Source organism: Streptomyces sp. NPDC051563, assembly GCF_044454225.1.
Taxonomy (GTDB): Bacteria; Actinomycetota; Actinomycetes; order Streptomycetales; family Streptomycetaceae; genus Streptomyces.
In genome coordinates this window covers 33,432-55,703 of sequence record NZ_JBITDL010000045.1, presented here as the reverse complement: position 1 = coordinate 55,703, position 22,272 = coordinate 33,432, and the positions used below count along the sequence as shown (strand labels likewise).

16 protein-coding genes and 1 pseudogene are annotated in these 22,272 nt (G+C 73.9%); 12 read left to right on the top strand and 5 right to left on the bottom strand.

The window, feature by feature from the left end; translation table 11 throughout:
- Positions 1-391 precede the first annotated feature (391 nt).
- The 7 genes and pseudogenes from ACIA8F_RS36270 (at position 392) to ACIA8F_RS36240 (ending at position 10,884) form a co-directional block, all read left to right on the top strand.
- Positions 392-1,207 carry a TIGR03084 family metal-binding protein gene (locus ACIA8F_RS36270; RefSeq protein WP_399385293.1) on the top strand — a complete coding sequence of 272 codons (816 nt, stop codon included), beginning with the start codon at positions 392-394 and terminating at the stop codon, positions 1,205-1,207.
- Between the two features lie 68 nt (positions 1,208-1,275).
- A pseudogene (locus tag ACIA8F_RS36265) lies at positions 1,276-3,828 on the top strand (acyclic terpene utilization AtuA family protein); the annotation flags it as partial.
- Positions 3,829-3,959: 131 nt separating this feature from the next.
- Complete coding sequence (locus ACIA8F_RS36260) at positions 3,960-5,558, top strand: acyl-CoA carboxylase subunit beta (RefSeq protein ID WP_399385292.1); 1,599 nt, start codon at positions 3,960-3,962, stop codon at positions 5,556-5,558.
- A gap of 8 nt (positions 5,559-5,566) precedes the next feature.
- Positions 5,567-7,552, top strand: a complete 1,986-nt coding sequence (locus ACIA8F_RS36255) for a biotin carboxylase N-terminal domain-containing protein (protein ID WP_399385291.1) — start codon at positions 5,567-5,569, stop codon at positions 7,550-7,552.
- Positions 7,549-8,739, top strand: a complete 1,191-nt coding sequence (locus tag ACIA8F_RS36250; protein ID WP_399385290.1) for an acyl-CoA dehydrogenase family protein — start codon at positions 7,549-7,551, stop codon at positions 8,737-8,739. The genes ACIA8F_RS36255 and ACIA8F_RS36250 overlap by 4 nt, the downstream gene beginning before the upstream one ends.
- Positions 8,740-9,484: 745 nt before the next feature.
- On the top strand, positions 9,485-10,231 hold the full coding sequence (locus ACIA8F_RS36245) for an enoyl-CoA hydratase family protein (RefSeq protein ID WP_399385289.1): 747 nt from the start codon (positions 9,485-9,487) through the stop codon (positions 10,229-10,231).
- Positions 10,219-10,884: a TetR/AcrR family transcriptional regulator gene (locus ACIA8F_RS36240; RefSeq protein ID WP_399385288.1), complete on the top strand. Its 666-nt coding sequence runs from the start codon at positions 10,219-10,221 to the stop codon at positions 10,882-10,884. Before ACIA8F_RS36245 ends, ACIA8F_RS36240 begins: the two co-directional genes overlap by 13 nt.
- Before the next feature lie 118 nt (positions 10,885-11,002).
- Here the strand turns inward: ACIA8F_RS36240 and ACIA8F_RS36235 are convergent, their stop codons facing one another.
- On the bottom strand, positions 11,003-12,109 hold the full coding sequence (locus ACIA8F_RS36235; RefSeq protein ID WP_383956471.1) for a citrate synthase 2: 1,107 nt from the start codon (positions 12,107-12,109) through the stop codon (positions 11,003-11,005).
- A gap of 237 nt (positions 12,110-12,346) precedes the next feature.
- Between ACIA8F_RS36235 and pdxH the strand changes: the two genes are divergently transcribed.
- The 3 genes from pdxH to ACIA8F_RS36220 all read left to right on the top strand — a co-directional run bounded on the left by pdxH (position 12,347) and on the right by ACIA8F_RS36220 (position 15,374).
- Positions 12,347-12,970, top strand: a complete 624-nt coding sequence (gene pdxH, locus ACIA8F_RS36230; RefSeq protein WP_399385301.1) for a pyridoxamine 5'-phosphate oxidase — start codon at positions 12,347-12,349, stop codon at positions 12,968-12,970.
- A 334-nt stretch (positions 12,971-13,304) separates the two neighbouring features.
- Complete coding sequence (locus ACIA8F_RS36225) at positions 13,305-13,940, top strand: PH domain-containing protein (RefSeq protein WP_399385287.1); 636 nt, start codon at positions 13,305-13,307, stop codon at positions 13,938-13,940.
- 102 nt (positions 13,941-14,042) lie between these two features.
- Positions 14,043-15,374: a PAS domain-containing protein gene (locus ACIA8F_RS36220; protein WP_399385286.1), complete on the top strand. Its 1,332-nt coding sequence runs from the start codon at positions 14,043-14,045 to the stop codon at positions 15,372-15,374.
- A gap of 80 nt (positions 15,375-15,454) precedes the next feature.
- Here the strand turns inward: ACIA8F_RS36220 and ACIA8F_RS36215 are convergent, their stop codons facing one another.
- Positions 15,455-16,210 carry an SIS domain-containing protein gene (locus ACIA8F_RS36215; RefSeq protein WP_399385285.1) on the bottom strand — a complete coding sequence of 252 codons (756 nt, stop codon included), beginning with the start codon at positions 16,208-16,210 and terminating at the stop codon, positions 15,455-15,457.
- A 268-nt stretch (positions 16,211-16,478) separates the two neighbouring features.
- Between ACIA8F_RS36215 and ACIA8F_RS36210 the strand changes: the two genes are divergently transcribed.
- Complete coding sequence (locus ACIA8F_RS36210) at positions 16,479-17,171, top strand: metal-dependent transcriptional regulator (protein WP_274548200.1); 693 nt, start codon at positions 16,479-16,481, stop codon at positions 17,169-17,171.
- Positions 17,172-17,544: 373 nt separating this feature from the next.
- Complete coding sequence (locus ACIA8F_RS36205) at positions 17,545-18,477, top strand: alpha/beta fold hydrolase (RefSeq protein ID WP_399385284.1); 933 nt, start codon at positions 17,545-17,547, stop codon at positions 18,475-18,477.
- Between the two features lie 401 nt (positions 18,478-18,878).
- On the opposite strand, the gene ACIA8F_RS36200 is transcribed toward ACIA8F_RS36205, so the two are convergent.
- The 3 genes from ACIA8F_RS36200 to ACIA8F_RS36190 form a co-directional block, all read right to left on the bottom strand.
- Entirely contained in the window at positions 18,879-20,543 is a 1,665-nt protein-coding gene (locus ACIA8F_RS36200; protein WP_399385283.1) for a transporter, read from the bottom strand.
- The gene (locus ACIA8F_RS36195; protein ID WP_399385282.1) at positions 20,540-21,412 is read right to left on the bottom strand and encodes an ABC transporter ATP-binding protein; all 873 of its coding nucleotides are present in this window, start codon (positions 21,410-21,412) and stop codon (positions 20,540-20,542) included. The genes ACIA8F_RS36200 and ACIA8F_RS36195 overlap by 4 nt, the downstream gene beginning before the upstream one ends.
- Positions 21,413-21,543: 131 nt before the next feature.
- Positions 21,544-22,224 (bottom strand): bifunctional DNA primase/polymerase, encoded by a 681-nt coding sequence (locus tag ACIA8F_RS36190; protein ID WP_399385281.1) that lies wholly within the window; start codon positions 22,222-22,224, stop codon positions 21,544-21,546.
- Positions 22,225-22,272 lie beyond the last annotated feature (48 nt).

Sequence of the window (22,272 nt, the reverse complement as noted above, 5' to 3'; positions counted from 1 at the left end):
TTCCGTGCCCCCGGGTTCCGTGCCCCCGGGTTCCGTGCCCCCGGGTTCCGTGCCCCCGGGTTCCGTGCCCCCGGGTTCCGTGCCCCCGGGTTCCGTGCCCCCGGGTTCCGCGCCCCCGGGTTCCGCGCCCCCGGGTTCCGCGCCCCCGGGTCCCGCGCCCCCCGGGTCCCGTGCCCCTCGGGTCCCGTGCCCCCCGGGTTCCGTGCCCCGGGTTCCGCGCCCCCTGGGTCCCGCCCCCCCCTGGGTCCCGTGCGCCCCCCCGGCGCCCCGCACCGTCCAAGTGCCGTGCCACCCAATCCCGTTCATCTCACCAAAAATAAATGCAAGCACGCTTGATTGTTTTCGTGGCGGCTGCCACGCTTCCCCTCACGCCGAGAAGGGGAGCGCACCCGTGCCCGATCCGTCCGCTGTCGAGAACGTCTTCGCCGTCTTCGCCGATCTCCGCGAGGAGGGCCGGGAACTCGACGCGCTGGTCGCGGAGTTGCCCGCTGCCGACTGGGCGAGGCCCACGCCCGCGCCCGGCTGGAGCCTCGCCCACCAGATCGCCCACCTGCACTGGACCGACCGGGCCGCGCTGCTCGCCCTCACCGATGCCACCGCCTTCGCGGGGCTGGTCGAGGAGGCCCTGAAGGCCCCCGACTCCTTCGTCGACGCGGGTGCCGAGGAGGGCGCCGCCCTGGCCCCCGCCGAGCTGCTCGCCCGCTGGCGCGACGGCCGCACCGCCCTCGACGGAGCCCTGGCAGCGGCCTCGCCCGACACCAGGTTCCCCTGGTACGGGCCGCCGATGAAGGCCGCGTCGATGGCGAGCGCCCGCCTGATGGAGACCTGGGCGCACGGCCAGGACGTCGCCGACGCGCTCGGCGTGCGCCGCGTCCCGACGGCCCGGCTGCGGCACGTGGCGCGGATCGGGGTCCGGGCGCGCGACTACGCCTACGCGGTACGGGGACTGCCCGCGCCGACGGGGGAGTTCCGGGTGGAGCTGACGGCCCCGGGAGCCTCCGCGGAGGTGTGGGCGTACGGCCCCGAGGACGCGCCGCAGCGGATCACCGGCCCGGCGCTCGACTTCTGCCTGCTGGTGACCCAGCGCGCGCACCGCGCCGACCTGGCCCTGACGGCGTCCGGCCCCGACGCCGACCGCTGGCTCGACATCGCCCAGGCCTTCGCCGGCCCGGCGGGCCCCGGCCGCACGCCGGAGGCCTCCCGGTGACCCGGCGCCCCCTGCGGATCGGCAACGCCTCGGGCTTCTACGGGGACCGCTTCGACGCCCTGCGCGAGATGCTGACGCAGGGTCCCCTCGACGTGCTGACCGGGGACTACCTGGCCGAGCTGACCATGCTGATCCTCGGCCGCGACCGCCTGAAGAACCCGGAACTCGGGTACGCCAAAACCTTCCTGCGCCAGCTGGAGGAGTGCCTGGGCCTCGCCCACGAGCGGGGCGTGCGCATCGTGGTGAACGCGGGCGGACTGAACCCGGCGGGGCTCGCCGGAGCCGTCCGCGCGCTGGCCGCGAAGCTGTCCGTTCCGGTCTCGGTGGCCCACGTGGAGGGCGACGACCTGATGCCGTACGCGCTGCCCTCCGGGGAGGGCGCGCTCACCGCGAACGCCTACCTCGGCGGCGCCGGGATCACGGCCTGCCTGCGGGCGGGCGCGGACGTGGTGGTGACCGGCAGGGTCACGGACGCGGCGCTCGTGAGCGGGCCCGCGGCCTGGTGGTTCGACTGGGCGCCGGAGGACCACGACCGGCTGGCCGGGGCGGTGGTGGCGGGGCACGTCCTGGAGTGCGGAACCCAGGCCACGGGCGGCAACTACGCCTTCTTCACCCGCCACGACGTGTCCCGGCCCGGGTTTCCGCTCGCGGAGATCGCGCAGGACGGCTCGTCCGTCATCACGAAGCACCCGGGCACGGGCGGCGTCGTCTCCGTCGGTACGGTCACGGCCCAACTCCTCTACGAAACCCAGGGCATCCGCTACCTCGGCCCCGACGTGACGGCCCGCCTGGACACGGTCCGGCTGTCGGACGCGGGCACGGACCGGGTCCGGATCTCCGGGGTCCTGGGGGAGGCCCCGCCCCCCACCCTGAAGGTGGGGGCGACCCGCATCGGGGGCTGGCGCAACGAGGTCGTCTTCGTCCTGACGGGCCTGGACGTCGACGCGAAGGCGGCGCTCGTACGGGAGCAACTGGCGGCCCTGCTCGCGCCGGTCTCCTCCGTCGCCTGGACGCTGTCCCGTACGGACCACGAGGACGCGGAGACGGAGGAGACCGCGAGCGCCCTGCTCCGCCTGGTCGTCCGCGACCCGTCCCCGGACCGGGTGGGCCGCGCCCTGACCTCGGCGGCCATCGAACTGGCCCTGTCCAGCTACCCCGGCTTCCACGTCACGGCCCCCCCGACCCCGGCCCAGCCGTACGGAGTCTTCGCCTCGACCACGATCCCCGCCACCGCGGTCCCCCACACGGCGGTCCTCACGGACGGCACCCGGCTGCCGATCGGGCTGCACGGCCTCCCCGCGGGCCCCCAGACCCCAAAAACCGCCGAGCCCGGTCCCGGCGGGCCGACCTCAGCCGCCCCGCCCCGCCCTCCGGCTCCGCCAACGCCCACCAACACACCTCCCGCCAAGCCCGCGTCGCCGCCCGCCCCTGCGGCGCCAGCGGCACAGCCCGACCCAGCCACCCCTGGGTCGGAGCCCGGCCACGGGGGTTCGGGGGCGGAGCCCGGTTCCGGGACCCCTCGGCCGGAGCCCGGCCCTGCGGCTCCAGGGACACAGCCCGGCCCAGGAACCCCTGGCGCGGAGCCCGACCCTGCAACTCCAGGGACACAGCCCGGCCCAGGAACCCCTGGGTCGGAGCCCGGCCCTGCGGGGCGTGTCCCCTCCCCGCCCTTCCCCCGTTCCCTGGGCGCCGCCCAGACCCGTACCTCAGCCGCCACCGCGCCCAGTTCGCCCCCTCCGCTGTCGCAGGCCCAGCCGTCCGAGCCCGGAGCCCCCGAAAACCCCGCGCCGGAGCCCGCCCCCGGGACCCCTCGGCCGGAGCCCATCCTCGGCACCTCCGGGGCGGAGCCCGGCCTTGAGGGTTGGGGGGCGGAGCCCGGTTCCGGGACCCCTGGGGCGGAGCCCGGCCTCGGGACCTCCGGGGCGTTGCCCGGCCTCGGGGGTTCGGCGGCGGAGCCCGGTTCCGGGACCCCTGGGGCGGAGCCCCCGGTTTCGGGAAGGGGCGGGGTGGGGGAAAGCCCCGCAGGGCCCACCACACCGGACCCGCATGCCCCGGCTGCGCCGGACCCGTACCCGCCGGCGACGCCGGACCCGCATGCCCCGGCTGCGCCGGACCCGTACCCGCCGGCTGCGCCGGACCCGTACCCGCCGGCGACGCCGGACCCGCATCCGCCGGCGACGCCGGACCCGCATGCCCCGGCTGCGCCCGACCCGCATCCGCCGGCGACACCGGACCCGCATCCGCCGGCCGCGCCGGACCCCCACCCGCCGGCCACGCCCGACCCCGCGCTGCCCACCCGCCGGGTGCCGCTCGGCACCATCGTCGGGGCCCGCAGCGGCGACAAGGGCGGCGATGCCAACGTCGGCGTGTGGGCCGAGACCGACCCCGCCTGGGAGTGGCTCCACCGGACCCTCACCGTCGACGCCTTCAAGGAGCTCCTCCCCGAAGCCGCCCCCTTGGAGGTGACCCGCCACACCCTCCCGAACCTCCGCTCCCTCAACTTCACCCTCACCGGGATCCTCGGCGCCGGCGTCGCCTCCGGCCACCGCTTCGACCCCCAGGCCAAGGCTCTGGGCGAATGGCTCCGCTCCCGCCACGTGGACATCCCCACAGCCCTGCTGCAACCGCCCGAGGCGACTCCCGCAGCCCTGCCCGGGCCACCGGCGTCGCACCCCGCAGCCCTGCCGCAACCACCGGCGGAGCCACCCGCGCAGGGCCGACCCGTACCGACCACCGCCCCGGAGGGGACCCCGTGACCCGCCTCAAGAGCGCCCTCGACCCGCTCGCCCCCGAGCACGCGCAGGCCCGTAGCGCCGCCCTGGAGCGCCTCGCCGAGGTCGATGCGGCGCATGCCGCCGCCCTTGCCGGTGGCGGGGAGAAGTACACCGCGCGTCACAAGACCCGCGGCAAGCTCCTCGCCCGGGAGCGCGTCGAGCTGCTGCTCGATCCGGATACGCCCTTCCTGGAGCTGTCCCCGCTCGCCGCCTGGGGCAGCGATTACCCGGTCGGTGCCTCCATGGTCACCGGCATCGGCACCGTCGAGGGCGTCGAATGCCTGGTCACCGCCAACGACCCCACGGTGCGCGGCGGCGCCTCCAACCCCTGGACGCTCAAGAAGGCGCTCCGCGCCAACGAGATCGCCCGGCAGAACAGGCTCCCCTGCATCAGCCTCGTCGAGTCCGGCGGAGCCGATCTCCCCTCCCAGAAGGAGATCTTCATCCCGGGCGGCGCCATCTTCCGCGACCTCACCCGGCTTTCGGCCGACGGCATCCCCACCATCGCCGTGGTCTTCGGCAACTCCACCGCCGGAGGCGCGTACATCCCAGGCATGTCCGACCACACCATCATGATCAAGGACCGCTCCAAGGTGTTCCTGGGCGGCCCGCCGCTCGTGAAGATGGCCACCGGCGAGGAGAGCGACGACGAGTCCCTCGGCGGAGCCGACATGCACGCCCGGACCTCCGGCCTCGCCGACTACTACGCCCTCGACGAGCACGACGCCATCCGCCAGGCCCGCCGCGTGGTGGCCCGCCTCAACCACCGCAAGGCCGGGCCCGATCCGGTACGCGCCGAGGAGCCCCTCCACGATCCCGAGGAACTCCTCGGGATCGTCCCCGCCGACCTCAAGACCCCCTTCGACCCCCGCGAGGTCATCGCCCGGATCGTCGACGCCTCCGACTTCGACGAGTTCAAGCCCCTCTACGGCACCAGCCTCGTCACCGGCTGGGCGAGCCTGCACGGCTACCCGGTCGGCATCCTCGCCAACGCCCAAGGGGTGCTGTTCAGTGCGGAATCGCAGAAGGCGGCCCAGTTCATCCAGCTCGCCAACCAGCGCGACATCCCGCTCCTCTTCCTCCACAACACCACCGGCTACATGGTCGGCAAGGAGTACGAGCAGGGCGGCATCATCAAGCACGGCTCGATGATGATCAACGCGGTCTCGAACTCGAAGGTCCCCCACCTCTCCGTCCTGATCGGCGCCAGCTACGGCGCCGGCCACTACGGCATGTGCGGCCGCGCCTACGAGCCCCGCTTCCTCTTCGCCTGGCCCAGCGCGAAGTCCGCCGTCATGGGCCCCGCCCAGCTCGCGGGCGTCCTCTCCATCGTCTCCCGGCAGTCGGCCGCGGCGAAGGGACAGCCCTACGACGAAGAGGCCGACGCCGGCATGCGCGCCTTCGTGGAGGCGCAGATCGAGTCCGAGTCCCTGCCGATGTTCCTGTCCGGGCGGCTGTACGACGACGGGGTCATCGACCCCCGCGACACCCGCACCGTCCTCGGCCTGTGCCTCTCGGCCGTCCACAACGCCCCCGTCGAGGGCGCCCGTGGCGGCTTCGGCGTCTTCCGGATGTGAGCCCGCACATGACCACGACTCCGCACATGACCACGACCCCGCACATGACCACGACCCCGCACACCACCCTGACGTCCCTCCTCGTCGCCAACCGCGGCGAGATCGCCGTCCGCGTCTTCCGCACGGCCCGCACGCTGGGCCTGGCCACCGTCGCCGTCCACTCCGACCCCGACGCCGACGCCCTCCACGTCCGCACGGCCGACGCGGCCGTCCGGCTGCCCGGCGCGGCGCCGGCCGACACCTACCTGCGCGGCGACCTGGTCATCGGCGCCGCCCTCGCGGCGGGCGCCGACGCCGTCCACCCCGGCTACGGGTTCCTCTCCGAGAACGCCGACTTCGCCCGGGCCGTCCGCGCCGCCGGGCTCACCTGGGTCGGCCCGCCGCCCGAGGCCATGGAGGCCATGGCCTCCAAGACCCGGGCCAAGGAGCTGATGCGCGCCGCCGGGGTCCCGCTGCTCGACCCGGTCGACCCGCACGCGGCCACCGTCGCCGACCTGCCGCTGCTCCTCAAGGCCGCGGCGGGCGGCGGCGGCCGCGGGATGCGGGTGGTCCGCGACCTCGACTCCCTCAAGGAGTCCCTCGATGCCGCCTCCGCCGAGGCCCTGTCCGCCTTCGGCGACGGGGAGGTCTTCGCCGAGCCGTACGTGGAGCGCGGCCGCCACGTCGAGGTGCAGATCCTCGCCGACTCCCACGGCACCGTCTGGGCGCTCGGCACCCGCGACTGCTCCCTCCAGCGGCGCCACCAGAAGGTCATCGAGGAAGCCCCCGCGCCCGGCCTCCCCGAGGCCCTGCGCACCAGCCTCCACGAGGCCGCCGTGGCCGCCGCCCGCGCGGTCTCGTACGAGGGCGCGGGCACGGTGGAGTTCCTCGTCACCGCCGAGGGCCGCCCGTACTTCCTGGAAATGAACACCCGCCTCCAGGTGGAACACCCCGTCACCGAAGAGGTCTTCGGGATCGACCTCGTCGCCCTGCAGCTGCGGATCGCCGAGGGCGCCGCGCTGCCCCTCCAGCCGCCCACGCCCGCCGGACACGCCGTCGAGGCCCGCCTCTACGCCGAGGACCCGGCCGCCGACTGGCGGCCGCAGACCGGCGTCCTGCACACCCTGGACGTCCCCTCCGCGGTCCGCGTGGACACCGGATTCACCGACGGGGACACCGTCTCCGTCCACTACGACGCCATGCTCGCCAAGGTCGTCGCCCATGCCCCGACCCGCGCCGAGGCGGTCCGCGCCCTGGCCCACGCCCTCGCCGGGGCCCGGATCCACGGGCTGACCACCAACCGGGAGCTCCTCGTACGGTCCCTGCGGCACCCGGAGTTCGCGGCGGCCCGGCTCGACACCGGGTTCTACGAGCGCCACCTGGCGGCCCTCACCGACACCGCCCCGGACGACCGGGCCCCCGCGCTCTGCGCGCTCGCCGCCGCCCTCGCCGAGGCCGCCCCCGACCCGGACTCCTCCCTCGCCGCCCGCCTCGGCGGCTGGCGCAACCTCCGCTCCCAGCCGCAGAGCCGCCGGTACACGGCCGCCGGGACCGCCGAGTACGAAGTCCGCTACCACCCGGCCCGCAGCGGCCCCCCGGAGCTCCCGGACCACCCCGGCGTACGCGTCCTGTCCGCCGCGCGCCACGCGGTGACCCTCGAAGTGGACGGCGTCCGGCGGATGTTCCACGTGAAACGTAAATCGAACACGACGTACGTGGACTCCGTGCTCGGCGCCCACGCGCTGACCCCCGTCCCCCGGTTCGAGGACCCCCAGGACCGCACCGAACCGGGCTCACTGCTCGCCCCCATGCCCGGCACCGTCGTCCGCGTCGCCGAGGGCCTCGCCCCCGGCAGCCCGGTCACCGCCGGGCAGCCCCTGCTCTGGCTGGAGGCCATGAAGATGGAGCACCGCATCCTCGCCCCCGCCTCCGGCACGCTCACCGCGCTCCACGCCGTCACCGGCCAACAGGTCGAATTCGGCGCCCTGCTCGCCGTAGTCCAGGAGGAAGCATGAGCTCCACCCCCGGCACCACGACCCTCGGCACCACGACCCTGGAAACCGAAGAACACCGGGACCTGCGCGCGGCGGTCGCCGCCCTCGGCCGCAAGTACGGGCGCGAGTACCTCGCCCGCATCGCCCGCGAGGGCGGCCACCCCGACGAACTGTGGGCGGACGCCGCCAAACTGGGCTACCTCGGAGTCAACCTCCCCGAGGAGTACGGCGGCGGGGGCGGCGGCATCGCCGAACTGTCCATCGTCCTCGAAGAACTCGGCGCCGCGGGCTGCCCGCTCCTCATGATGGTCGTCTCGCCCGCCATCTGCGGCACGGTCATCGCCCGCTTCGGCACCGAGGAGCAGAAGCGGGCCTGGCTCCCCGGGCTGGCCGACGGCACCCGCACCATGGCCTTCGGCATCACCGAACCCGACGCCGGCTCCAACTCCCACCGCATCACCACCACCGCCCGCCGCGACGGAGAGGACTGGGTCCTGACCGGCCGCAAGGTCTTCATCTCCGGCGTGGACATCGCGGACGCCACCCTCATCGTGGGCCGCACGGAAGACGCCCGGACGGGCAGCCTGAAACCCTGCCTGTTCATCGTCCCCCGCGAGGCCCCCGGCTTCACCCACACCCCCATCGACATGGAACTCCAGGCGGCGGAGAAGCAGTTCGAGCTGGTCCTGGACGAGGTGCGGCTCCCCTCCTCGGCCCTGGTCGGCGACGAGGACGCGGGCCTGCTCCAGCTCTTCGCAGGCCTCAACCCCGAGCGCGTCATGACCGCCGCCTTCGCCATCGGCATGGGCCGCTACGCCCTCGCCCGGGCCGTCGACTACGCGAAGACCCGCCAGGTCTGGAAGGCCCCCATCGGCGCCCACCAGGCCATAGCGCACCCCCTGGCCACCGCCCACATCGAGCTCGAACTGGCCCGCCTGATGATGCAGAAGGCGGCCCACCTCTACGACGCCGGCGATGACGTGGGAGCGGGGGAGGCGGCGAACATGGCGAAGTACGCGGCGGGGGAGGCCTGCGTCCGTGCGGTGGACCAGTCCGTCCACACCCTCGGCGGCAACGGCCTCACCCGCGAGTACGGCCTGGCCGCGCTGATCGTCGCCTCCCGGGTGGCCCGGATCGCCCCGGTCAGCCGCGAGATGATCCTCAACTACATCTCCCACCAGACCCTGGGCCTGCCCAAGTCCTACTAGCCCCCCACCTACCGCTGCGCGCCTCCTATCCCCGCCTCCGGAACTCCCCCTGGCCGGACCGGACCGGACCTGTCCTGACCGAACCGGGCTTGACCCAGCCGGGCGAGGTCGGGTGAGGCCGGGTTGGCCCTGCGGGGGGGAGTCCCCTACCCACCCTTCCACCGTTCCCCGGGCTCCGCCCGGACCCCGTTGCCGGGTGCGGCGCCGTTCCCGGGGGCCAGCCCCCGGACCCCCGCTCCTCAAACGCCGGAGGGGCTGGAGTTGGCCGCGCAGTGTCCGGTCCGTGCGGCGTCGTTCCCGGGGACCAGCCCCCGGACCCCCGCTCCTCAAACGCCGGAGGGGCTGGTTTTGGCCGCGCCACGTCCGGTCCGTGCGGCGCCATTGCTCCTCAGCTGCCGCAGGGGCTGGATTTTCCCCGGTGTCGGCCTGCGCGTGCGTGTCGGCGGCTGGGCATGTTCAGCCTCGCCGGCGTTTGAGGCGCGGGGTCTGGGGCGGAGCCCCAGGGGGGCCGGGCGCAGCCCGGGGCCCTTCCGGGTCCGGGCAGCGCCCGGGGAACGGTGGAAGGGCGGGTAGGGGACCTCGCCCCGCAGGGCGGAACCGGCCGCACCCGCGCAGCGGTGGGGGTTGCTGCGGGGAACCCCGCGCAGGAGCGGGGCCGGGCAGCCCAGCCGAGCCCGCCGCAGGCGGCCCGCATACCCTCCCCGGAGGGGCCCCGACCGACCGACGAACCCCCTCCGGAGGAGACATGCCCGCACTGGTCCACGCCGCGCGAACGCCCGGCCTCACCACCCTCACCCTCGACTCCCCGGCCAACCGCAACGCCCTCTCCGCCCCCCTGGTCGGGGAACTCCGCGCAGCCCTCGCCACCGCCTCGGCGGACCCGGCCACCCGGGCCGTGGTCCTCACCCACACCGGCACCACCTTCTGCGCCGGCGCCGACCTCAAGTCGCCCTGCGACCCCGCCGACTTCCTGGCCCTGCTCCGGGAGATCGCCGAACTGCCCGAGCCCGTCGTGGCCCGGGTCACCGGCCACGTCCGGGCCGGGGGCCTCGGCCTGCTCGGGGTCTGCGACATCGCCGCCGCCTCGCGGGCATCGACGTACGCCTTCACGGAGACGCACCTCGGCGTCGTCCCGGCCGTGATCTCCGCGCCGCTGCTCCCGCGCCTGGATCCCCGCGCCGCGGCCCGCTACTTCCTCACCGCCGAGGTGTTCGACGCCATCGAGGCCACCCGCATGGGCCTGCTCACCCTCCAGGGTGAGGACGCCGAGGATCTCGACGCGCTCCTGGCTCCGGTCCTGGACGGCCTGCTCAAGGGCGGCCCCGAGGCCCTGGCGGCGACGAAGCGGCTGGTCACGGCCCCGGTGCGGGCGGCCCTGGAGCGGGACGGGGTCGCCCTCGCCGAGCTGTCCGCCCGGCATTTCGCCTCCGCCGAGGCCCGCGAGGGCATCAGCGCCCGCTTCGAGCGACGGGACCCGTCATGGCTCCGGTGACCACCGAACCCGGCCCGCCGGGCCAGACCGGCCAGACCGGCCAGACCGGCCAGGCCGTCCAGCCCGCCCCGACCGCCCCCAAGCAGGCCCGCAGCCGCGTGACCCGCCGCCACCTCCTGGAGGCGGCCGTCGCCTGCCTCGCCGAGCAGGGCTGGGCCGGATCCACCGTCGCGGTGGTCGCGGAGCGCGCCGGAGTCTCGCGCGGCGCGGCCCAGCACCATTTCCGCACCCGCGAGGAACTGTTCACGGCGGCCGTCGAGTACATGGCCGAGGAACGCTCCACCGCCCTGCTGGACGTGTTCCCGCGCGGCGGCGCCGCCGCGCCCCGCGCGGAGGTGGTGGGGGCGCTCATCGACCTGTACACCGGCCCGATGTTCCGTGCCGCCCTCCAGTTGTGGGTCGCGGCCTCCCACGAGGAGCAGCTGCGCCCGCGCGTGGCCGAGCTGGAGGGCCGTGTGGGCCGTGAGACCCACCGGCTGGCCGTGGAGCTGCTGGGCGCGGACGAGTCCGTACCGGGCGTACGGGAGACCGTGCAGGGCCTGCTCGACATGGCCCGCGGCCTGGGTCTGGCCAACGTCCTCAGCGACGACACGGCCCGCCGGGCGCGGGTGGTCGCCCAGTGGGCCCGCATCCTGGACTCGGAACTGGGCTGATCCCCCCCCGCCCGGTCCCCCCCGCCCGGGAAACGCGGCGGGCGCCGCACCCCCGGGGGGATGCGGCGCCCGGCACGAGCGGCGGCCCTGTGCGGGGGCAGCCGGCGCGGTCGTTCGCTCAGGCGGTCTCGGCCATGTCCGCGTAGCCCGCGATCTCGCGCGGGTTGCGCACGCCGGGCCCGGTGTAGCGGGCCGAGGGACGGACCAGCCGGCCCGTGCGCTTCTGCTCCAGGATGTGCGCGGACCAGCCGGCGGTGCGGGCACAGGTGAACATCGAGGTGAACATGTGCGCCGGGACCTCCGCGAAGTCCAGCATGATCGCGGCCCAGAACTCCACGTTCGTCGCGAGCACCCGGTCGGGGCGGCGCGCGTGCAGCTCCTCCAGGGCGGCCTTCTCCAGCGCGGCGGCCACCTCGTAGCGCGGGGCGTCCAGTTCCTTGGCGGTGCGCCGCAGCACGCGGGCGCGCGGGTCCTCGGCGCGGTAGACGCGGTGCCCGAAGCCCATCAGCCGCTCGCCCTTGTCCAGGGCCTTCTTCACGTACGCCACGGCGTCGCCGGTGCGCTCGATCTCCTCGATCATGCCGAGGACGCGCGAGGGCGCCCCGCCGTGCAGCGGCCCGGACATGGCGCCGACCGCCCCGGACAGTGCGGCCGCGACGTCGGCGCCCGTCGAGGCGATGACGCGCGCGGTGAAGGTCGAGGCGTTCATGCCGTGCTCGGCGGCGGAGGTCCAGTAGGCGTCGACGGCCTTGACGTGGCGCGGGTCGGGCTCGCCCCGCCAGCGGATCATGAACCGCTCGACGACGGACTCGGCCTTGTCGATCTCGCTCTGCGGGACCATCGGCCGGCCCTGGCCGCGCGCGGACTGGGCGACGTACGACAGCGCCATCACGGCGGCCCGCGCCAGGTTGTCGCGCGCGGTCCGCTCGTCGATGTCGAGCAGCGGTTTCAGACCCCACACGGGGGCGAGCATGGCGAGTGCGGACTGCACGTCGACCCGGATGTCACCGGAGTGCACCGGGATGGGGAAGGGTTCGGCGGCCGGCAGACCGGGGTTGAAGGCACCGTCGACCAGCAGGCCCCAGACGTTCCCGAAGGAGACGTGGCCCACGAGGTCTTCGATGTCGACGCCCCGGTAGCGCAGCGAACCGCCCTCCTTGTCGGGTTCGGCGATCTCCGTTTCGAACGCGACGACTCCCTCGAGACCGGGTACGAAGTCGGACATCAGGCGGCTCCTCAAATAGTGCGAACACGCGCGGCTCCCGGCGTGATTCGCGGTCCGGCGCGGTCATCCCCGTTGATGCCCGGCACGGCCGATGGTCATCCGTTCGGGACCGTCGGACCGGCCCCAAGATTTTGTACGTTCCGCTTGGCGCGGGGAAGCGTGACATACGGCACAGTCGCGGACGCCCGGCTGCGGCAGGATGGCCGCGTGACCGATCAGCACCTTGACCCTGCCGACATGCGCAAGCAGTACCGCTCCCGGCTCGTCGCCGAGGAGAGCCTCGCCGAGGAACCGATGGGCCAGTTCGCGCGCTGGTTCCGGGACGCCGCGGAGGCCAACGTATTCGAACCCAACGCGATGGTCGTCGCGACGGCGACCCCCGACGGGCGGCCCAGTACGCGCACGGTCCTGTTGAAGCAGTTCGACGAGCGCGGGTTCGTCTTCTTCACGAACTACGAGTCCCGCAAGGGCCGCGAACTGGCCGCCAACCCCGCCGCCTCCCTGCTCTTCCCCTGGCATGCCATCGCCCGCCAGGTCATCGTCACCGGCACGGCCTCCCGCATCGGCCGGGACGAGACGGCGGCGTACTTCCGCTCCCGCCCCCACGGCTCCCAGCTGGGCGCCTGGGCCAGCGAACAGTCCACGGTGATCGCCTCCCGTGCGGAACTGGACCGCCGCTACGCCGAGCTGGAGGCCCGCTACCCGGAGGGCGAACAGGTTCCGGTTCCCCCGCAGTGGGGCGGTATCCGGGTGGTCCCGGACACGGTGGAGTTCTGGCAGGGCCACGAGAACCGCCTCCACGACCGCCTCCGCTACGTCCTGGAGGCCGGCACCTGGCGCGTGGAACGCCTCTGCCCGTGACCCCGTAGGGGCCCGGAAACGCAGGCGACCCGCGAGCTCGGGTTTCCCCCCTGCAGTGGGGGAAGCCGGCCGGACGTACCGGCGAGCTCGCGGGTCGGGTGACTGCTTGGGATTGGCGCCGGCGACTCCGCCGGGCACCGCACTGGGTGCGTGCGACAACGGGCGCTTTAGCCCGCAGCCACCTCACGCGTCCGGTTTCCGTACATTGCGGCAACCACCTCCCTTCTCGTGTGAGACAGAGCCTAGGCAGCCTGGTCCGGGCCCACAACTGTTTATTTCTCCCCGGTGTCAGGGCGAGGATGGGCCCGTTGGGGAACAAGATCCAGGGGGAGCCATGCCGGACATCGCACTGCCACGCCACTACCGGACGAAGCCGGGGAACCGGGCGCTGATCGTCGTCCTGGTCGGAGGTCTCGCGCTCCTCCTCGTGCAGAGCTGGGAGCTGCCCGTGCCGGCCTTGCTGAGGGTGTTGTTCATCGCCTTCATGGCGGTCTTCGTCGCGTGGGTCCTGTACGCCCGGGCGCGCCGCTTCACCACCGTGGACCACGAGGGCATCTCCCTGCGGAACGCCCGCGGTGTGCGCCGTCTCGCCTGGGACGACATCCACGACATCCGTTCCGTGGTCATCCCCCACACGCAAGGGGGCGCCGGGCCCGGCCTCGTCGTGTACGCCTACCGCACCGACGGCCGGCGGGTGGGCCTGCCGTGCATGGACGACAACGAGCTGACGGACGCCGAGCAGGTCGAGCAGGAGGCCGAGGCGCTGCGCTCCCTCCTGGCGGAGCACCGCCGGGCCGACTGGACGCCCGACCCGCAGGCCGAGCCGCGCATCGCCGGGCGGACGGCGCAGTGGGAGAACGCCTACCGGTGGGTCACCGGGTGGCGGTTGGCCGTGGCCGTCGTCGCCATCACCGTGGCCGCGGGCCTCGGGGTGATCGTCGTGGGTGTCCTGGCCTCCGGCTCGTCCTGACCGGATTTATCGTCCCAATCCGCAGAAACCCGTGTGGGCTGGGTCACGTTCGAGTTCAATGACGTGACGTGCCGCACACGCGAACACCTGCAGGGGGCCCAGGTGACTGCATCCGGACGTAGTGAGACCGCCGACGATCTGCTCGCAGCGCTGCTGGACGGGATGGACGCGGCCCTGTGCGCGTTCGATGCCGACGGCGTGATCACCCACTGGAACCGTGAGGCCGAGCGGATCCTGGGGTGGTCGGCCAAGGAAGCCGTGGGGCGCAAGGGGTTCGCGGGGTGGGCCGTGCGGGCCTCCGACGCGCAGGACGTGCAGGACAGGCTGATGGCCGCCCAGGACGTGCCGGGCCGGCAGGTGCACGAGTTCGCGCTGCTGACCAAGGACGGCGGGCGGGTGCTCGTGCGGACCCAGTCCGCGGGGGTGCCGGGCGCCGACGGGAGGCCGGCCGGGGTGTACTGCGCCTTCAGCGAGGTGCACGCGCAGATCGACCTGGAGCGTTCCATCGCGCTGAGCGAGGCGCTCATGGAGGACGCCTCCTGGGGGGTGGTGCTCGTCGACGTGGACCTGCGGCCCGCCGTGGTCAACGTGCACGCCGCCCGCGCCTTCGGGTCCGGCCGCACCACGCTCCTCGGGCGGCCGCTGGGGGAGCTGCTGGCGCAGGGGGTGGAAGAGCTGGAGGGGGCCCTGCAGCACGTGCTGGCCGAGGGCGCGCCCCCCGCACCGGCGGAGCTGTGGGTGTCCGTACGGGGCCCCGAGGGCGTGCGGCGGCGGTGCTGGCGGTGCGGGTTCCTGCGCCTGGCGTCGCCGCTCGCGGAGGAACCCGTACCGCTCGGGGTCGCGCTGCTGTTCCAGGACGTCACCGAGGCCCGGCAGGCGCAGTTGGACACGGCGCAGCTGCGGTTCCGGTCCCACCAGCTGTACCGGGCCGGGCGGGCCGCCGCCGAGTGCGAGGACCCGGCGGAGGCGGCGGCGGTCCGGCTGGAGTTCGCCCTGGCGGGCTTCGCCGAGCACGCGCTGGTGGACGTACTGGAGCCGCTGCGGGACCCCGCGCCCGCGCGGCTGCTGCGCTGGGCGGCCTCCCCGCCCGGCCTGCCGGGGCTGCCCGAGCCCGGGGCGATCCCCGTGCGCTACGAGCCCGGGCACCCGGCGCTGCAGGCGCTGGACCGGGCCGGTTCCGTACGGGACAGCGCGCCGCGCGGGCAGGCCGACGAGGCCTGGTCGGGCAGCCGGCGCTGGCCCGAGGGCGCGGCGCACGCCCTGTGCACGGTCCTGCGCAGCCGGGGCCGGAGCCTGGGGACGCTGACGTTCCTGCGGGGCCCGTCCAGGGCCGCCTTCGAGCGCGCGGACGCGGAGTACGCGGAGGAGGTGGCGGCACGCGTCGCGGCGGACCTGGATCTGGACCTGGTGGTGAGGGAGCCGCGCACGGCCTAGCCCGGGTCTGACCAGGTCCGACCAGGTCTGGCCCGGCCCGGTCTTACGGACCGGGCCCGGCAAGATCCGGAAGAGACGGCCTAGTGGCGGAAGAAGATCCGGTCGCCGTACTCCTGCATGACGCGGCCGTTCCATTCGTGGCCGCCGTCCACGTTGCCCGAGCGCAGCAGCGGCGGTTCGACCCCGCGGGCGACGAGCTCGCCGGCCGCGGCGGCCATGACCGCCTGCATGATCGCGCTGGTCACGACGGTGGATGCGGGGGCGAAGGGGGCTTCGATGCCCTCGTGGGTGAGCTCCGCGTCGCCGACCGCGATCTTGCTGTCGAGGACGATGTCGCAGTGGTCCTTGAGGAAGGTGCCGGAGACGTGGCGGGACTTGGTGTCGGTCGCGTAGGCCACCGAGGTGACGCCGATGACCTTCAGGCCGATCGCGCGGGCGTTCATCGCCATCTCGACGGGCAGCGCGTTGCGCCCGGAGAGGGAGATGATCACCAGGACGTCGCCGTCGCCGGCCGGGCTGCTGTCCAGGACCGCCCCGGCGAGGCCGTCGACGCGCTCCAGGGCGCTGCCCAGGGTGGCGGGCATGACGTCGATGCCGACGGTGCCGGGGACGGCGAGGAAGTTCATCAGGGCGAGCCCGCCGGCCCGGTAGACCACGTCCTGGGCGGGCAGCGAGGAGTGCCCGGCACCGAAGGCGAAGAGCTTGTTCCCGGTGGCCACGGCTTCCGCGATGACGGTCCCGGCCTCGCTGATGCGGCCGGACTCCTCGTCCCGCACCCGCTCCAACAGGCCGATCGCGGCGTCGAAGAACTGACCGGCCAGCTTGCTCTCGCTCATACGCCGATGGCCTTCCGGGGTGGGAGTGGGTGAGGTTGTCGTCCGTGTCCGCCGCTCACCGTGCGGTCTGGACCAAGGGCGTGTCAATACGAACTTCCATCCAGGGGCCGAAAGGCCCGGTGGGCGGCGTAATGAGAGGTGACCGGAGGGGCGCGGGGGGCGTTTCGAGGCAGTCCGGAAGGGCCCTTGACGTCCTACACGGGACGGTTGTCGGCGCGATGGGTCAGAATTGGGGGCAGGGCCAGCGCACGCAATCCGAGGGGCACGAATGTCCGGACTGATCGATACCACGGAGATGTACCTCCGCACCATCCTCGAACTGGAAGAGGAAGGTGTGGTCCCCATGCGCGCCCGCATCGCCGAGCGGCTCGACCAGAGCGGCCCGACGGTGAGCCAGACGGTGGCGCGGATGGAGCGCGACGGCCTGGTGGCCGTCGCCAGCGACCGGCACCTGGAGCTGACCGACGAGGGCCGCAAGCTGGCGACGCGCGTCATGCGCAAGCACCGGCTCGCGGAGTGTCTGCTCGTCGACGTCATCGGCCTGGAGTGGGAGCAGGTGCACGCCGAGGCCTGCCGCTGGGAGCACGTGATGAGCGAGGCGGTGGAGCGGCGGGTGCTGGAGCTGCTGCGCCACCCGACCGAATCGCCGTACGGAAACCCGATCCCCGGGCTGGAGGAGCTCGGCGAGAAGGCCGAGGCCGATCCGTTCCTGGAGGAGGGCATGGTCAGCCTCTCCGAGCTGGACCCGGGCGCGGAGGGTAAGACGGTGGTGATCCGCCGGATCGGCGAGCCGATCCAGACGGACGCGCAGCTGATGTACACGCTGCGCCGGGCGGGCGTACAGCCCGGTTCGGTGGTCAGCGTGACCGAGTCGCCCGGCGGTGTGCTGGTCGGCAGTGGGGGCGAGGCCGCGGAGCTGGATTCGGACATCGCCTCCCACGTGTTCGTGGCGAAGCGCTGACCGGCCGACCGAAGGAGGGGCTGGGGTTTCCGGGTTCGACAGGCTGACGCACCGGCGTTCGATCGGGTCGTCAGTGCGAGCGAATCCGGCTGGTGTCGGCCTATGCGGACCGGTGCGGATCTGTATGGATGGTCCCGGCGCCTTGCGGCGCCGGGACCGGTCCTCCCCTTTTTGACCTGGAGCCCCGAGCTCTCAAGGTCATCCCTTCGGACCGTCTTCCCCGAGCGGTCCGCCTCCCTGTTGAAAGGATCTCCATCGGCAGCGGCGGTCAATCCTTGAGCAAGGTCACTCGAAAGAGCGGTGTTGTAGGCGAGAACCCCGTTTTCGAATACGGGTTCGATACTGTGGCCGGGAGCGAAGGGGGTGCATCTGCGTGGTACGACGCCTCGATGTGACGGGGGCCGACGGCGTACGCCTGGCGGCCTGGGAGTTCCGCGCGGCGGCGGAGCACGAGCCCGAGCCGCGCAGTTCGCCGTCTCCGTCTCCGTTCCCACCCCCCTCTCCCTCGCCGTCGGGTGAGCCCGCGGCGCTCTTACTGCACGGCCTGATGGGCCGCGCCTTCCACTGGGCGGGCACCGCCCGCTGGCTCGGCGCGAGCCGCCGCGTCGTGGCCCTCGACCAGCGCGGCCACGGCCAGAGCGAGCGCCCCCCGACCACCGGCCCCGGCAGCTCCGTCGCCTACGGACGCGAGGCCTTCGTGGCCGACGCCGAAGCGGCCGTCGAGCAGCTCGGCCTCGCGCCGGTGACCCTGATCGGCCATTCCATGGGCGCCCTCACCGCCTGGCAGCTCGCGGCCCGCCGCCCCGACCTCGTGGCGGCCCTGGTCATCTGCGACATGCGGGCGTCGGCGCTGGGAGAGGCCTCGCAGCAGGAGTGGGAGGAATGGTTCCGCCACTGGCCGCTGCCGTTCCCCACGCAGGACGCCGCGCGGCGCTGGTTCGGCGAGGACGACCCGCGGGTGGAGCGCCCGGATCCCGGCCGGGGGGAGTTCTTCGCCGAGGTGATGCACGAGGCGGACGACGGCTGGCGCCCGCTGTTCTCCCGCCGCCAGATGCTGACCGCGCGCGAGACGTGGGTGCACGACGCGCACTGGGAGGAACTGGCCCAGGTGCGCTGCCCGACGCTGGTCGTCCGCGGCCTGGACGGCGAACTGGGCCGCGCGGAGGCCCAGGAGATGGTCCGCGTCCTGCCGGCCGGCCAATACGCGGAGATCCCCGACGCCGGCCACTACCTCCACTACGACCACCCCACGGCCTGGCGCGCAGCGGTCGAGCCCTTCCTGGAGGGCATCAAGGCCCCGGCGTAGCCCTGCGGGTCCCTGCGGGGCTTGGGCGGATCGGGTGGGCCGGTTGGGCAGCTGCCCGGGCTCCGGCGGGCCGGCGGGGCCGGCCGGGGACTCCGTCCCTCCTGTGGGGACTTACGGAGCCTGGCGGGGCCCTGAGGGCCGGTGACGCCGGTTCTTGAGCCCCGGCCGTCTCTCGGGTCGTCCCCGCCGCCCTACAGGGCTCTACGGGCCTTCGTGGCGCCGTCTCGCGGGTGCTCGCGAACCCTGCTGGGGCTTGGGGAGTTGGCGGGAAGGGCTGTCGGGTCAGGTCCCCGCCCGTACGTGTCGCCGCTGTGCGGCCCTGCGGGGCCCGGTCGGCCGGGCGGGGTGGACCCCCGACAAGGAGTACTCCGCCGAGACCAGGGCCCGCATGGCGCGCCCGGTCAGCCCTTGCTGACCGCCAGGAGGATCTCGGGCAGCTTGCGCGCCACCGTCGGGGCCGCGAGGCGCAGGCCCGCCCAGGTGGCCAGCGTGCCCCAGGCCACACCCAGGGGGAGCAGGATCCAGCTCAGGGACTGCTGGTCGGCCACGTTGAAGTAGATGGCCAGCACGATCACCGGGGAGCAGATCAGCGCCGAGGCGAGCATGCCGCCGAAGATGCCGGCCCAGGCCAGGCCGCCCTGCCCCGGGGCGACGTTCTTGAAGGCGCCGTCCGTCGGGATCGAGTACGGGAAGCGGGCCGAGGCCAGGGCTCCCGTGCACAGCATCGAGCCGAGCAGGGCCAGTGCGAGGCCCAGGGCGCCGGGCAGACCGGCCCAGTTGTCGACGAGGGCGGCCGTGACCACCGCGACCAGGGCCGTCCAGGGCACGGTGACCAGGGCGAGGGCCAGGGCGCGGGCTCGCAGTTCGAGGTACGCGTCACGGGCGCCGCCGATGGTCTGCGCGACCATCCAGAACGCCGAGGTGTCCTGCCCGAACTGGTTGTACATCTGGACGCCGAGCATGCCCGAGGCGAAGCAGGCCAGGTACACCGAGCCACTGCCCTGGAAGGCGTTGGCGACGGGGATGATCAGGCCGACCGCCAGCGCCGACACCCAGGCCGACTTGGTCTTCGGGTCGCGCACGATGTAGCGCAGCGCGCGCTGGATCGCCGCGCCCGTACGGTCGTCCGGCAGGAGCGACCAGCCGCCGCCGGCCGCGCCGTTCGCCGGCTTCTTGTCCTTGGCGGCCGCGACCGTCGAACCGTCCGGGGTGACCATCAGCTTGGTCAGGCTGCGCTCCCAGAACCGGAGCAGCAGCCCGAGGGCGGCGAGCGTGATCAGGAGCTGGGCGGCGGCGGTCCCGTACGAGCCCTCGCTCGCGGAGTCCACCATCCCGAGGGCCGTCGCGGGCGGCAGCCAGCGCACGACCGCCTCGGCCGGCTCCAGCTGCTCCAGTCCGCCGGCCTCGAACAGCCGCTGGCCGGCGATGTTCGCCACCTGTGCGCCGATCGCGATCAGCAGGCCGCTGAGCAGGGCGAGGTCGCGCCCCTTGCGGCTGGTCAGCAGCCGGACGTTGGCGGTCGCCACCGCCCGGGCCAGGGCGACGCAGCCGAGCAGCAGCAGCGGTACGGCCAGGACGGCGGCCGCCGCGCCCGCCGCTCCCCGCGCGAGGGCGATCACCGAGCCGATGGCCAGGCACAGCGTGAACAGCGGGCCGATGCCGACGAGCGAGGAGGCCAGCAGGGCCCGTACGAGCGGCCGCGGGCGCAGCGGCAGCATGACCAGCCGGCTCGGGTCGAGGGTTTCGTCGCCGGTCGGGAAGAACAGCGGGACGAAGGTCCAGCCGAGGGCGAGGACCGCCGCGAGCAGGACGACGACCGTTCCGGCGTGCGCGTTGCCGCGCAGCAGGGCGAGGCCGAGCGTGGCGAAGAAGGCGACGACGAGGGCGAAGGCGAGGGCGCCGAAGTAGGCGGCCTTGCGCTTCGAGGAGCCCTTGAGCCCGTTGCGCAGGAGGGACAGCTTGAGCCGGACGAAGATCGGCGTGATGTTGACGTCGGCAGCCGCGGATGCGGAGGCGGCCGGCCCGGATGCGGGTGACGGGGCCCGGGTGGGCGTGGGCGTGCTCATCGGACGCCCGCCCCGTTGCTCCCGCCGTTGGCCGCCGCCCCGCCGCCGAGCCAGTCCAGGGACTCGCCGGTGGCCCGGCCCTGTGCCCCGACCAGCTCCAGGAACGCGGCCTGCAGCGAGGGCGCGTCGCCCCGTACGTCGGCCAGCGAGCCCGAGGCCCGGATCCGGCCGGCGGCCATGACGGCCACCCAGTCGCACAGCGACTCGACGAGCTCCATGACGTGGGAGGAGAAGACGACCGTGGCCCCGGAGGAGGTGTAACGTTCCAGCACTCCGCGGATGGTCTGCGCGGAGACGGGGTCCACCCCCTCGAACGGCTCGTCCAGGAAGAGCACTTCGGGGTTGTGGAGCAGTGCGGCCGCCAGGCCGATCTTCTTCCGCATGCCCGTCGAGTAGTCGACGATCAGCTTGTTCTGCGAACCGGCCAGGTCCAGGATGTCCAGCAGCTGGGTGGCCCTGCTGTCCGTCTCCCGGCCCGGCAGCCCCCGCAACCGGCCCATGTAGCCGAGCAGTTCCCGCCCGGAGAGCCGCTCGAAGAGCCGCAGCCCCTCCGGCAGCACGCCGATCCGGGACTTCACCTCGACCGGGTCCGCCCACACGTCGTGCCCGGCGACGGTCACCCGGCCCATGTCCGGGCGCAGCAGCCCGGTCACCATGGACAGCGTGGTGGTCTTGCCCGCGCCGTTCGGCCCGACCAGGCCGACGAACTGCCCGGCGGGCAGCTCGAGATCGATTCCGGACACGGCCACCTGCTCGCCGAACCGCTTCCACAAACCTTCGACCCGCACGGCGGGTGCGGCGGACGGTGCGGGTCGCACACCGCCGCCCGTTCCGTCCGTCCCGCCCGTCGCAACGCCCTGGTCCGGCATGCGCCTGCCTCTCGTTCTGGTCCCCGTGTCCTGCTTTTCTCACCATAGGAGGAGGGGGAGAGGCGGAGCAGTTACTTATGTCATGAGTTTCCTGCGGGGAATGTCCGCTGGTCAGAGCGGGCCCGACCGGATCAGGCCGTGCGCCGGGCCCGTTCCGCGGCCGCCTCGCGCCCGCACGCATAGGCCAGTGCGTCGATCAGTTCCTCCACGTCGGGCAGCCACCGGTTCGCGGCCGTCGGGGGCTGCGCCCACTGCACCGAGCCGCGCCCGCCGATCCGGGTCGGCGGCGCGGCCACGTACTCGCCCTCGCCGCGCGCGACCAGGTCGAGCTGGGCCGGCTGCCAGCCGATCTTGCGCAGCAGGTCGGGCACCTTCGCCCCGGCGCCGGGCAGGACGAAGAACAGCATCCGCCCCGCCGGGTTGGCGATCACCGGTCCGAGGGTGCGCTGCATGCGCTGGAGCCGGGCCAGGGCGAGGAAGCCGGCCGCGTCCGGGACGTCGAGGGCGTCGAAGGTGCGGCCGGTGGGCAGCAGGATGGCGGCCTTCGGGTTCCTCCCCCAGAGGCGCCTGACCTGCACGGCGCTGCCCGAGGCCTGCGAGGCCCAGTCCTTGCCCGCCGCGTGCGCGCCGGGCGCCGGGCACTCCGCGGCCCCGCACGAGCACCGCTCCCGTCCGTCGCCGGACTCCAGCCAGGTGCCGGCGAAGACGTCCCAGTGCCGTTCTTCCGTGTACCGCACGGCATGGTCCAGCAGCGGCTCACTGCGCTGGAGGGGGATGGGCGCGGTCTCCGTGACTCCGATGGTCTCTTCCACGTGCAACACAACTCTTGCGGTCACCGGGGGTTACGGGCGTAAACCGGC

Excerpts from the sequence above, each read along its gene's own strand:
- ACIA8F_RS36235 (WP_383956471.1), bottom strand. The coding sequence starts at position 12,109 with ATGTCCGACTTCGTACCCGGTCTCGAGGGAGTCGTCGCGTTCGAAACG.
- ACIA8F_RS36255 (WP_399385291.1), top strand. The coding sequence starts at position 5,567 with ATGACCACGACTCCGCACATGACCACGACCCCGCACATGACCACGACC.
- ACIA8F_RS36215 (WP_399385285.1), bottom strand. The coding sequence starts at position 16,210 with ATGAGCGAGAGCAAGCTGGCCGGTCAGTTCTTCGACGCCGCGATCGGC.
- ACIA8F_RS36240 (WP_399385288.1), top strand. The coding sequence starts at position 10,219 with ATGGCTCCGGTGACCACCGAACCCGGCCCGCCGGGCCAGACCGGCCAG.
- pdxH (WP_399385301.1), top strand. The coding sequence starts at position 12,347 with ATGCGCAAGCAGTACCGCTCCCGGCTCGTCGCCGAGGAGAGCCTCGCC.
- ACIA8F_RS36250 (WP_399385290.1), top strand. The coding sequence starts at position 7,549 with ATGAGCTCCACCCCCGGCACCACGACCCTCGGCACCACGACCCTGGAA.
- ACIA8F_RS36210 (WP_274548200.1), top strand. The coding sequence starts at position 16,479 with ATGTCCGGACTGATCGATACCACGGAGATGTACCTCCGCACCATCCTC.
- ACIA8F_RS36225 (WP_399385287.1), top strand. The coding sequence starts at position 13,305 with ATGCCGGACATCGCACTGCCACGCCACTACCGGACGAAGCCGGGGAAC.
- ACIA8F_RS36245 (WP_399385289.1), top strand. The coding sequence starts at position 9,485 with ATGCCCGCACTGGTCCACGCCGCGCGAACGCCCGGCCTCACCACCCTC.
- ACIA8F_RS36200 (WP_399385283.1), bottom strand. The coding sequence starts at position 20,543 with ATGAGCACGCCCACGCCCACCCGGGCCCCGTCACCCGCATCCGGGCCG.
- ACIA8F_RS36195 (WP_399385282.1), bottom strand. The coding sequence starts at position 21,412 with ATGCCGGACCAGGGCGTTGCGACGGGCGGGACGGACGGAACGGGCGGC.